The sequence below is a fragment of the Oscillibacter valericigenes genome (assembly GCF_021531435.1).
GTDB classification, from domain to species: Bacteria; Bacillota; Clostridia; order Oscillospirales; family Oscillospiraceae; genus Oscillibacter; species Oscillibacter valericigenes_B.
In genome coordinates this window covers 1-10,741 of sequence record NZ_JAFBIS010000042.1, presented here as the reverse complement: position 1 = coordinate 10,741, position 10,741 = coordinate 1, and the positions used below count along the sequence as shown (strand labels likewise).

The 10,741-nt window shown below is 53.3% G+C and carries 8 protein-coding genes and 1 other RNA gene; 1 reads left to right on the top strand and 8 read right to left on the bottom strand.

Annotated elements, in window-relative coordinates:
* Positions 1–110: 110 nt before the first annotated feature.
* From JQM68_RS13815 to murD, 4 genes are read right to left on the bottom strand one after another with little or no spacing between them, the layout of a single operon-like run.
* Complete coding sequence (locus JQM68_RS13815) at positions 111–1,193, bottom strand: alpha/beta fold hydrolase (RefSeq protein WP_268821526.1); 1,083 nt, start codon at positions 1,191–1,193, stop codon at positions 111–113.
* A 58-nt stretch (positions 1,194–1,251) separates the two neighbouring features.
* The gene (ligA, locus tag JQM68_RS13155) at positions 1,252–3,237 is read right to left on the bottom strand and encodes an NAD-dependent DNA ligase LigA (RefSeq protein ID WP_235223480.1); all 1,986 of its coding nucleotides are present in this window, start codon (positions 3,235–3,237) and stop codon (positions 1,252–1,254) included.
* Between the two features lie 11 nt (positions 3,238–3,248).
* Positions 3,249–3,953, bottom strand: coding sequence for a sporulation protein YunB (gene yunB, locus JQM68_RS13150; protein WP_235223479.1), 705 nt, complete (start codon positions 3,951–3,953; stop codon positions 3,249–3,251).
* A 55-nt stretch (positions 3,954–4,008) separates the two neighbouring features.
* A complete protein-coding gene (gene murD / locus JQM68_RS13145) occupies positions 4,009–5,385 on the bottom strand; it encodes a UDP-N-acetylmuramoyl-L-alanine--D-glutamate ligase (protein ID WP_235223478.1) in 1,377 nt (458 codons plus the stop codon).
* Positions 5,386–5,536: 151 nt separating this feature from the next.
* On the opposite strand from murD, the gene rnpB reads away from it, so the two are divergent.
* Positions 5,537–6,044: RNase P RNA component class A (gene rnpB / locus JQM68_RS13140), an RNA gene on the top strand.
* 52 nt (positions 6,045–6,096) lie between these two features.
* Here the strand turns inward: rnpB and JQM68_RS13135 are convergent.
* The 4 genes from JQM68_RS13135 to JQM68_RS13120 form a co-directional block, all read right to left on the bottom strand.
* Positions 6,097–6,258 carry a hypothetical protein gene (locus JQM68_RS13135; RefSeq protein WP_235223477.1) on the bottom strand — a complete coding sequence of 54 codons (162 nt, stop codon included), beginning with the start codon at positions 6,256–6,258 and terminating at the stop codon, positions 6,097–6,099.
* A gap of 10 nt (positions 6,259–6,268) precedes the next feature.
* The gene (locus JQM68_RS13130) at positions 6,269–7,489 is read right to left on the bottom strand and encodes a helix-turn-helix domain-containing protein (RefSeq protein WP_235223476.1); all 1,221 of its coding nucleotides are present in this window, start codon (positions 7,487–7,489) and stop codon (positions 6,269–6,271) included.
* Between the two features lie 702 nt (positions 7,490–8,191).
* Complete coding sequence (locus JQM68_RS13125; protein WP_235223475.1) at positions 8,192–9,661, bottom strand: S-layer homology domain-containing protein; 1,470 nt, start codon at positions 9,659–9,661, stop codon at positions 8,192–8,194.
* Positions 9,658–10,608, bottom strand: a complete 951-nt coding sequence (locus tag JQM68_RS13120; protein WP_235223474.1) for a hypothetical protein — start codon at positions 10,606–10,608, stop codon at positions 9,658–9,660. Before JQM68_RS13120 ends, JQM68_RS13125 begins: the two co-directional genes overlap by 4 nt.
* Between the last annotated feature and the right edge of the window lie 133 nt (positions 10,609–10,741).

Here is a 10,741-nt window from a genome sequence, read left to right as displayed (position 1 = left end):
TTTTCTTGTCTACTCCACCCCTCGCTATAAGCTCTTTTTGTCCCCCGGCATAGCCGGGGGTTGCCTTTGTCAAGACAATACGAAAAAGCGGGGCAAATGCCCCGCTTTTTTCATATCAGGGTGCTGCGCAGCCTCTTTACGATGACCTCATCCGCCGGGCAGAAAGGCATTACGTTCGCCTCCTCCGGCGTCACCCAGCGGAGCGCCTGATGCTCCAGCAGTTGAGGCGTTCCCTCCGCGATGGATGCGTGAAACACGGTCAGGTGAATAGTCAGGTCCGGGTAACGGTGGATCAGTTCCAGGAAAGGCTCCTTCACCGACACGGTGACGCCCAGCTCCTCCCGGCACTCCCGGATGAGGGCCTGGGGCCTTGTCTCCCCCGGCTCCACCTTGCCGCCCACGAACTCCCACAGGCCGCCCCGGGCCTTATTTTCCGGGCGCTGGCAGGCCAGAAATCGGTCTTTCTCCCAGATCAGAGCGGCCACTACTTCAAGGGGCGCAGCCGTCTGACTGCGCTCCCAGTCCGCCAGGACCCGGAGCTGCTCCGGGGTGTGGAACCAGTGCTCACCCTCCTCATAGACCGTCAGGTCACAGCCGAAGCGGGCGGCGAAGTCCTCCGCTGTTCTCCGCTCCGTCATGGTGTCTCCGCCGGGGTACAGGATGGCCGTAGGACAGTCCCAGTGCTGAATGGGGTGTGCTTTGGCGTACTGCCAATAGTCCCAGGACAGGGTCTCCCCGAAGTTCGTGGGGATGCTCATCCGGGCTTCCAGTTCCGCCTCTGTCACGCCGGCCCAGCCCATCATCCGCCGGATGAGCGCCTCCATATCCAGCACCGGGGACACGAACAGCGCCCGCTCTGGGGGCGCCGGCTGAAAGGCCAGCATGGAAAACCATGCGCCGATGCTGTTGGCCCGGAGGGCAATATGCCGCCAGTGTTTCCGCGCATCATCCATAACACTTTGCAATTCCGGGACCGCGTGCCAGGGGTCAAAGCCCTCCCCGCCTGTCCGCTCTCCGTGGCCCGGGAAGTCGATGGCCAGCACCTGCCAGCCATTGGAACAGGCAATTTCAGCGAAGGCCCGTCCCTCCTCCTTGCAGCCGCATTTGCCGTGGATGAACAGCCACACGTTATCCGACGCGGGGCCGTACACCACAGCTGGTATATCGCCGATTTTAAATGTTTTCTCTTTCATAAAAAGCCTCATTTTCAGGAAAGCGCCGGAAGCGGAAAGCCGCCTCCGGCGCTCTGCGTTACTCCAGCATATCTGCGAACTCGTCCTCTGTCAGCACGGGGATGCCCAGCTCCCGGGCTTTCGTCAGCTTGCTGCCGGCGGCTTCGCCCGCCACCACGTAGGTAGTCTTTTTAGACACGGAACCGGAAGCCTTGCCGCCCCGCTCCTCGATCATCGCCTGGGCGGTCTTGCGGTCAAACCGGGTCAGGGTGCCGGTGAGGACGAAGGTCATCCCCTTGAAGCGGTCGTCCACCTGCTGCCGTGTGCTCTCCATGTTCACATCCGCCGCCTTCAGACGGGCAATCAGGTCCCGGGACTGGGGCTGGGCCAGGTAGTCCACAATGCACCGGGCCGTGATACCGCCCACATCGTCGATCTCCGTCAGCTCCTCAGCCGTAGCAGACATCAGGGCGTCCATGGTGCCGAAATGGGAGGCCAGCACCTTGGCAGCCTTTTCTCCCACCTGGCGGATGCCCAGGCCGTAGATCAGGCGGCTGAGATCATTGGCCTTGGACTTCTCAATGGCCCGGATCAGGTTCTCCGCCGACTTAGCACCCATGCGGTCCAGCTTTGCAACATCTGCCGCGTGAAGGCTGTAAAGGTCGGCGGCATTACGGATCAGGCCGCTGTCCACCAGCTGCTGCACCACGGCGGGACCACAGCCGTCGATGTCCATGGCGTCCCGGCTGGCAAAGTGGGTAAGGTTCCGCAGCAGCTGTGCGGGGCACTCCGCGCCGGTGCAGCGCAGGGCGGCGCCGTCCTCGTCCCGGACCACGGGAGCGCCGCAGACTGGGCACACCTCCGGCAGCGTATAGGGCACGGTGCCCTCCGGGCGCTGCTCCCTGACCACCTCCACGATTTCGGGGATGATCTCCCCCGCCTTCTGGACGATGACGGTATCTCCGATGCGGATGTCCTTTTCCGCGATATAGTCCTGGTTGTGGAGGGTGGCATTGGTGACGGTGGTACCCGCCAGACGGACAGGCGTCAGCACCGCCTTGGGGGTCAGTACCCCGGTGCGGCCCACCTGTACCACAATGTCCAGCACCTTAGAGGGCTTCTTCTCCGGCGGGTACTTGAAGGCCACCGCCCACTTTGGAAATTTGGCGGTAGAACCGAGAACAGTGCGGTCTGACAGGTTATTTACCTTTACAACCGCGCCGTCAATATCAAAGGGATAATCCATCCGCTCATCGTTGATGCGGTCGATCTCGGCCTGCACTTCCCGGGTGCCGGTCAGGGTCCTGTGGGGGATGACCCGGAACCGCTGGGAGGCCAGGTAATCCAGTGTCTCGGCGTGGGTCAGGAACTCCCGCCCCTCCGCCAGCTGGAGGTTGAACACTTGAATGTCCAGCTTCCGCTCCGCGCAGATCTTGGGGTCCAGCTGCCGCAGAGAACCGGCGGCGGCGTTCCGGGGATTGGCCATCAGAGGCTTTCCCTGCAGCTCCCGCATGGCGTTGATCTCTTCAAATACAGAACGGGCCATGTAGACCTCGCCCCGGACAATGAGCCGGGGCAGCTTTTCCGGCAGAGTCATGGGAATGGAGCGGACGGTCTTCAAATTCTCCGTCACGTCCTCCCCCACGCGGCCGTCGCCCCGGGTGGCGCCCCGGACGAACACGCCGTCCCGGTACTCCAGGGCCACGGACAGGCCATCCACCTTCGGCTCCACGGAATAGACGGCGGAAGTGCCCAGGGCCTCGTCCATCCGGTCACAGAAATCCGCCACCTCGCCGTCATTGAATACGTCCTGTAAGCTTTCCAGCGGCACCTCATGGGTGTAAGGTGAAAATCCTTGCAGGGTCTTGCCGCCGATGCGTTGGGTGGGAGAGTCCGGCGTGACCTCCTCCGGGTGCTGGGCCTCCAGCTCTTCCAGACGGCGGTTGAGTTGGTCGTATTCATAATCCGGGATGACGGGCGCGTCCAGCACATAATACAGGTAGCCCTGCTCGTTCAGAAAGTCCCGGAGATATTTCATTTCCTCGCGGTAATCTTTAAATTCCATGGGGGTCCTCCCTAGCTGTTGTTCAGGATATAATCTTTCAGATCCTCTTCATAGGTGGTGGGGTCCGTGCTGAAATAGGTGTAGGTCTCCGGCACGGAGCCGACGATGACCGTCTCCGCTACCGTGACGGCATTGCTGACCCTGGTCGTTGTGGTAACGCCCGGCAGCAGGATGGCAACGCTGACCTCGATATGGAGGATAATGCGGTGATTGGTTTGATTGATGCCGCCGGTAACAAATTCATTTTCAAACCAGGCCGACGAGGTGCCGACCGACTCCATCCGCACGGAGATGCGGGGGCCGCGCCCCGCCAGCAGCGCAGAGCCGGTCAGACTGCCGATGGGAATGCTGAGCTCCCGGGCGGACACCTGCCCCACCCGAGTCAGGATCAGGTCCAAAATCTCGGACTGCAGCCGGTTGCAGACCGCCATATTGCTGTGGACGGCGGTAATGCGCCCCTCGTTGTCCTTTTCAAAGGAGATCAGCTGGTCGTACCGGATCTCTCCGGACTGGATAGCCTCATCCACTGCCTCGGAAATGATGCGGTTCACCGTATTGGACACTCGGGTGGTCGCTAAACTCTCCAGCAGAGGCCGGAGCTGCAGCATGGCGAACACGGCGGCTGCAAGCAGAAGCGCCGTCAGAAGCAGCGCCAGGAGCCGCGTCAGCGCCCGGCGGTTTATTCGCCTGCGGTAGTAGAAAAAACCGGGTCCCACAGCATCACCCCCTCCCGCTATCCTTATGCGGAAAAGGGTTGGCCTTATACACTTCTTACTTCAGCGCATTTACGATGTCCTTAAACACCCTGCCCCGCTCCATAAAGTTAGCAAAGCGGTCAAAAGAGGTGCTGGCCGGAGACAGGATCACCACGTCCCCCTCCTCCGCACGGCTGTCCGCTAGGGCGACGGCCTCGTGGTAGTCTGTCACATCTGCGATTTCCAGACCGCCGTAGTTAGGGGCCTGCTCCGTGGACTGGCGGATGACCCCGGCGGTAGCTCCGCAGAGGATCAGAAGCTTTACGTGGTCGTTGATGACCGGACCCAGACTTTCGTAGGAAATGCCCTTGTCTTTGCCTCCGGCGATGAGGATGACCTTCTCTTTGAAAGAGTTCAGCCCCGCGATGGTGCGGCTGGGGCTGGAGGCGATGGAGTCGTTGTACCACCGCACGCCGTTCCGGGTACGGATCAGCTCGATCCGGTGCTCCACGCCGCCGAACTCCCGGGCAAAGTCCCGGATGATCCCGTCAGGCACCAGGCCGTCCACGGCGGCGATGGCCGCCATGTAGTTTTCAATGTTGTGGACGCCGGGGAGCTTGATGTCGGCGGCAGTCATCACCTGCCGTTCCGCCCCGTCACGCTTGGCGATGATAGCGCCTCCACGGAGGAACACGCCGTCCTCCAGCTCCTTCTGGCGTGAGAACAGCCGTGCCCGGCCCACAGCCCGGCCGGCCTCCTCCAGCGTGTAGGGGTTGTCGGCGTTGAATACCGCAATATCCTCCGCCGACTGATGTGTAAAGATATTTTCCTTTGCATCAATATACTCCCGGAAATCCTTGTGGACATCCAGGTGGTTCGGCGCCAGGTTGGTGACGACGGCAATATGCGGACTGTGCGTCATGGTCATCAGCTGGAAGCTGGACAGCTCCAGCACGGCAATGTCCTCCGGCTTCATCTTCCCGGTCTCCGCCAGCAGCGGATGGCCGATGTTGCCGCCCAAATGGACGGTCTTTCCCGCCCGCTTCAAAAGTTCCGCGATGATGGTGGTGGTGGTCGTCTTGCCGTCGCTGCCAGTGACAGCGATCTTCGGGCAAGGACAAACCTCAAAAAAGACCTCCATCTCGCTTGTCAGGATGCTGCCCCGCTTCACAGCGGCGGTGAACTGGGGCAGGTCGGGCCGCATACCGGGCGTCCGGAAAATGACGTCCTCGGTCAGGCCGTCCAGATAGCCCTCCCCCAGCCGCAGGCTGCAGCCGTTGGCCTCCAGCTGTTCGGCCACGATGCCCAAAGCCTCCCGGTTTTTCTTATCGCAGGCGGTGACACGGATGCCCCGGCTCAGCAGCAGCTGGATCAGCGGCTGATTGGAAACACCGATGCCGATGACCGCCACGGTCTTGTCCCGCAGGGAATCCAAATATTCCTCAAAGTTCATGGAGAACGCTCCTTATACGCTCCGCCCGAGGGCGGGTTTCTGAATGGGAAATTCATACCGTAAAATTATACCGCAATGAGCAGAAAAAAACAACGAGCGGGAAAAATTTTCCGCGTTGACAATCCGCTGTTGGTTTAGTAAAATAAATGGGCGAGTAAGACAGACAGTCGCGTGGCCAGGCCGAAAGGCCTGTCATGAGGAAAGTCCGGGCTCCACAGGGCAAGGATAACGGGTAACGCCCGCCCAGAGCGATCTGAGGAAAAGTGCAACAGAGATATACCGCCGTCAAGGCTGCACTGTGCTGGTAAACTGCGATGGTTGATGACACTTTACCCAAGCGAATGCGCAGGGGTGTTGTGTGAAGAGGGACGAAGGGTCCCTCTTCACGATTCCAATCAGCCCGCCCGCAGGCGGCCGATTCCGCAGGAATCGGTTTATCGGCAGAGCGCAGCTCTGACGGTAAGGGTGGAAAGGCGAGGTAAGAGCTCACCCATCACATGGGAACATCGTGATGCTGTAAACTCTATCCGGAGCAACACCGGTATGGGAGCATATAGGCTGGCCCGGCCGCTCCCGGGGTGGCTTGAGCGTACTGGCAACAGTGCGTCGAGATAGATGACTGTCAAATACAGAACCCGGCTTACAGTTTTGCTCGCGCTATGATATAGCCCCTTCTGCGGAATACGCGGAAGGGGCTCATTTTATATGTTCTCATTGGTAACGATACTGGGCGGCAGTATACTGGTCGATACAGCGAAGGAACATCTCCTGACTGTGGAATTCCAGCAGTTCACAGCCCTCCGCCTCGTGGAAGGATACAATACGCTGCCTGGTATCCACCCAGATACGCCAGAGGACCTTGTTTTCATCCATGACATTCCTCTTATCGGATACCCTGTTCTAAGTCCTTCTGCCGTTCATAATCCGTCCGCAGAAGTGATGTCAGCTCCGGGTCCACTGTATCAGGCCAAGTCTCTGTAACCTTTCCATCCACCATGTCATAAACCGTGTAAGGCTTCTCTGCCCAGCGAGTGCGGACTGCCAGCTCCGTGACGCCGTCATGGTCGTAATCTGTTTGCGCAAAACCAAAGCAATCGTCTACCGTCAGCAAAAGCTTTTCCTTCTCCCACGTCTCCGGGTCACAGCTCCAGAAGCGGAAGCTGTAAAGCTCTCCATTGCCGTTAGGATTTGGATAGGCGTTTATGTACTCGAAAAACACGCACTCATAGCCAAATAGCTGATCCCCTGTTTCTGCTATTGTGTCCAAACCCATCATACTGCCCACCATACCTGCCAAGCCGAGTACAATTCTGTCTGTTACTTCGCAGCTCCGGACGGTCCCCACATACGTTCTCTTGTTCCACCGGCAGTCTATGCGGAAAACATTGGGTTCCCTGAAATCATTCTGCAGTGTCAGCCCATCGAAGTCGATTCCGTCCCCGCATTTCAATTTCAGAAGATGACCTTCCTCCTCTACATACAGGTAATTCTCTCCGTTCACGGTCTCTTTCAGAATAATAGCGTCTTCCCGCTGTTCACTGAGAAAAGTATCCGCATATAAAAGCGCCAGCGCCATCAGCGCCGTTATCAATAATACGCCCAGTACTACGGAACGCCGCCCGCCCCGTCTTCGTTCCCTTTTCAGATTATCCCGGGAAATATCCAATAGTGCACGCACAGGCTCCTCCTCTCTTTCCTCTGTCTCCCGTTTCCGGCAGGCCACCAGCTCCTCAACGCTGAGGCTGAACGCCGCCGCCAGCGGCTCCAGCAGTGTTACATCGGGATAGCTCAATCCCCTCTCCCACTTGCTGACAGCCTTATCCGTGATGTGGAGCGTTTCCGCCAAATCCTTTTGGGTCATGCCAAATGCTTTTCGGTTTTCTGCGATAAATGTACCAAGCCGCTCTTTGTTCATGCTGTTCACCTCGCCGTCAGGATACCCTGTTTTCTCCAAAAAGGCAACCGACCAGCGGTAGAATCCATTTAAACTGAACAAAAGTTTTCTTTTGTTCAATATATGGAAATAAAAAAGAGGACAGCCTGCGCTGTCCTCCCCGGTATCCAACTCAGTCGTTATCCCAGTTATGCCAAACGTTCTGCACATCGTCAGAATCCTCCAGCATGTCGATGAGCTTCTCCATGGAAAACTCTTGATTTGCAATAGCTGTAAAGTATTGACCCTATATTGCGTATTTGGCCATGTTTGTCACAATCAAAATGGCTGTATTAAGCATAACACGTTGGTTAAAAATGTCAAGAAGCACTTTTAGCTAATATATTATGGTGTCCTCCATTGTAATTGCATAGCTGACAGACGTTAGAGATGGCCTACGTCCCCTTCCCGATTAACTAGACTTTTTATGTTAATCCGCCGTTATCCGCTGCGTTGGAGTATGCCCCAAGTAGAAACCATGTTTTCTATGCTATTTTGAAGCCAAACATCATACCTGAGTAGCACGAATAAGAGTCGCAGCTCTCTTCTCATCGGAAGTCTGCTCAAAAGCGGCATACAAAGTGGCCTATCTAGTAAATCCGAAGACTGGTGGCCCGCCACGAATGAAAGTCTAGTATGTATCGGCACCGTAAGCAAGGCGGAGAACAAGGTTGGTTCCGCTCCATTGCAATTCTGCGAATTGCGTCGCTATCATGCCTGCGGGCATAGGGAATCCAAATAGCGAAAGTCTGGGGAGAAAAACGGTTTTATATATGGTAAATAGTTTTTATCCCCATCCTTTTGATGCAGATGCGTTTGAGCGTATTAGCATCAGAATTATTCAATTCAGCGATTACTCTTTATCAATAATTATCATATATATGTGGTACATCCAGAAATCACATTATTTTTACCATCGTTCATACCAACAAAAACGTCATAGTACCGTACACCCGAAACCTTTCCGGTACAAATACAGTTTAAAACACTACTATTGGATTGCAAGCGACCAACAATCCCGCCAACACGGAAATTTCCAGTTACTGTTCCGCTAGTCATACATTTTTCCACTATGCCGTTACCACACCAGCCAGCAATACCACCAACATTTCCGCTATTTGTTTTATTTCCAGCAATGGTTCCAGAAAAAGAGCAATCAGTAATACTACCACCACAGTTCTGTCCGACAATACCGCCTACACAATAACCATCACTTTTAAGTGTCATGCAACTATTGCAATTTATAATTTTGCCATTCATGTTATAAGCCGCAATGCCGCCCACATTCCAATTCCCAATGATATTTCCTGATACAGAAACATCCCTAATAGTTCCACAGTTCAATGCGCCAAACAACCCAAGGATGCTACTATTTTTTCTATTGACGTTTAAATTTTTTATCAAGTAGTTTCCTCCGGAAAAAGTTCCCATAAAGCCACCACCATTATAAAAGGCTGCCCCATTGTCCTTGGATTCTATCGGCTTACTAATGGGTACCCATTCGTACATTCCCAAATCAATATCTTGAGTGAGCATGACATATTTACTGGAGAAATTTCGTTTCATGGAGCTATTTGAAAAAGTAGCGAATGCCGCCAATTCACCAGCGTTTCCGATTTGAAGTGGCGCCGTATCGTCGCCGTATTCGGTATCATACGTTCCCACAAGATTGATATAATAATACTTATTGATATGATCTATCCAGGACGCAGATGACATGCTATTCGGAACTGCATTAGGATTTGCTACATAGTGAATATATGTAACAATATCTGCTCGGGGGCAATCTTCTCTTGGTTCAAAATAGTCTGAATCTTCCCAAATTAAGCCGCTTTTTTCTGCCCATTTGAGCGCATTATAAAAATACTCACCAGAATACTGTTCCATCATAGGGCTATCCAAGGATTCCATCGGGCATCCCTTAGAACGCCAGAGAAACGTAATTGCATGGGCTCTAGTACAATGCTGATTTGGAGCAAATCTATCTATGGAAACGCCACCAGTAATCTCTTTTTCAACAGCCCATAGAACAGCCTTATAGAAGTAGTCATCTTCTGTGATATCCTTAAAAGGATTTGACTGCGCGGCTGGTTCTGGCCTACCATTTGCACGCCACAGGAACGTAACAACCTGTGCACGAGTACAAGAGGCCGCTGGCTTAAACAAATTCTCTGTGACTCCGCCGGTAATCCCGTTCTCCACCGCCCAAAGTACAGAATTATAGTAATAGTCTTGTTCCATAATATCTTCAAACGGCGTTGTATCCTCTACTGCTATCGCAGAAAAGCAAACACATGAGAAAGCCAACATAATCGCTAAGAAAAACGTAAAAATACGTTTCATTTTATTATATCCTCCTTGTATATGACAAATGCAGTTCCATGTCTTGCGTCAGCAGCATTTTCTAGTCTATATCCCAACTTTGCTAAAGCTGGGCCAAGGCTCTTGAAGTCTCTGGAAATTCCTGTATCCTCTGGTCCATACACCTTTACAATCTTTTGAAGTTCTATGGTGATTGAATCTCGTTCATCTTTAGTAATAACCTTCCCCACGACATCAGCAAGAAGTTTTTTTGTCTCAGAGCGCAAATTTGACGCATTCACATATAAAACGGTATTGGCACTTGGGAACCAGGAACAGAGGGTACTATATCCATATTGATCACCTGTATATTCAGCGTCTTCCCAATTTGAGACATATCTTCTAAACGCTTTTTCACAGTCCTCAGCCATATCGTCACCAACTTTGCGTCCTGTGTATAAGCGAAACTCACTACTAAAATAATCGTATCGTAGATAGCGGAACATCTTTTCCGCTTTTGCAATGGCCTGCTTTTTTTCATCAAGGCAATTCCGTGCCGTATCTGCACTAATCCATGATTGAAATGCATTGTTCAAACCATTTTTGCAATTTTTATTAACCTGGAATATAAACTGATCACCACTTGAACTATGTTGCTTGGCATCAGTAACAATTATCAAATTATCAAGGCCATTTCTGACTCGGCCAGCCATTTGCCTGACCTCATCTCGTTGATGAGATTCAACGACCATATCCTTTATATCCAGATCATTAATGTTGATGCCTTCTTTATTCTGGCTGGTAGTTATCAGAATTTTTATGTCAGATGGCACTATTTCTTGAGTCTCCATTACCTCACGGATTCCTTTTTTCTTCGCTACTAATTCAGGCGGAAATTTCTCATCTTTCTGCTTATCATCCGCATAGGCAATACCAATATCATCATTTGGAATGCCTCTTTCATTCAGCTCCGATATCAGTTCTTTCATGCTGTCACTTGTTGTTGCAAAATAGATAATTCGCTTTCCTTTATTTAGATTCATTGTAACTGTTCAGCAGGGGTAAAAATTTGAATCGTCAAAACGTAGAAAATGAGAGCACGGGTGCAGTCAGCAGGACACA

Excerpts from the sequence above, each read along its gene's own strand:
- JQM68_RS13135 (WP_235223477.1), bottom strand. The coding sequence starts at position 6,258 with ATGGATGAAAACAAGGTCCTCTGGCGTATCTGGGTGGATACCAGGCAG.
- JQM68_RS13120 (WP_235223474.1), bottom strand. The coding sequence starts at position 10,608 with ATGAAAGAACTGATATCGGAGCTGAATGAAAGAGGCATTCCAAATGAT.
- ligA (WP_235223480.1), bottom strand. The coding sequence starts at position 3,237 with ATGGAATTTAAAGATTACCGCGAGGAAATGAAATATCTCCGGGACTTT.
- murD (WP_235223478.1), bottom strand. The coding sequence starts at position 5,385 with ATGAACTTTGAGGAATATTTGGATTCCCTGCGGGACAAGACCGTGGCG.
- JQM68_RS13130 (WP_235223476.1), bottom strand. The coding sequence starts at position 7,489 with ATGTGCAGAACGTTTGGCATAACTGGGATAACGACTGAGTTGGATACC.
- JQM68_RS13125 (WP_235223475.1), bottom strand. The coding sequence starts at position 9,661 with ATGAAACGTATTTTTACGTTTTTCTTAGCGATTATGTTGGCTTTCTCA.
- JQM68_RS13815 (WP_268821526.1), bottom strand. The coding sequence starts at position 1,193 with ATGAAAGAGAAAACATTTAAAATCGGCGATATACCAGCTGTGGTGTAC.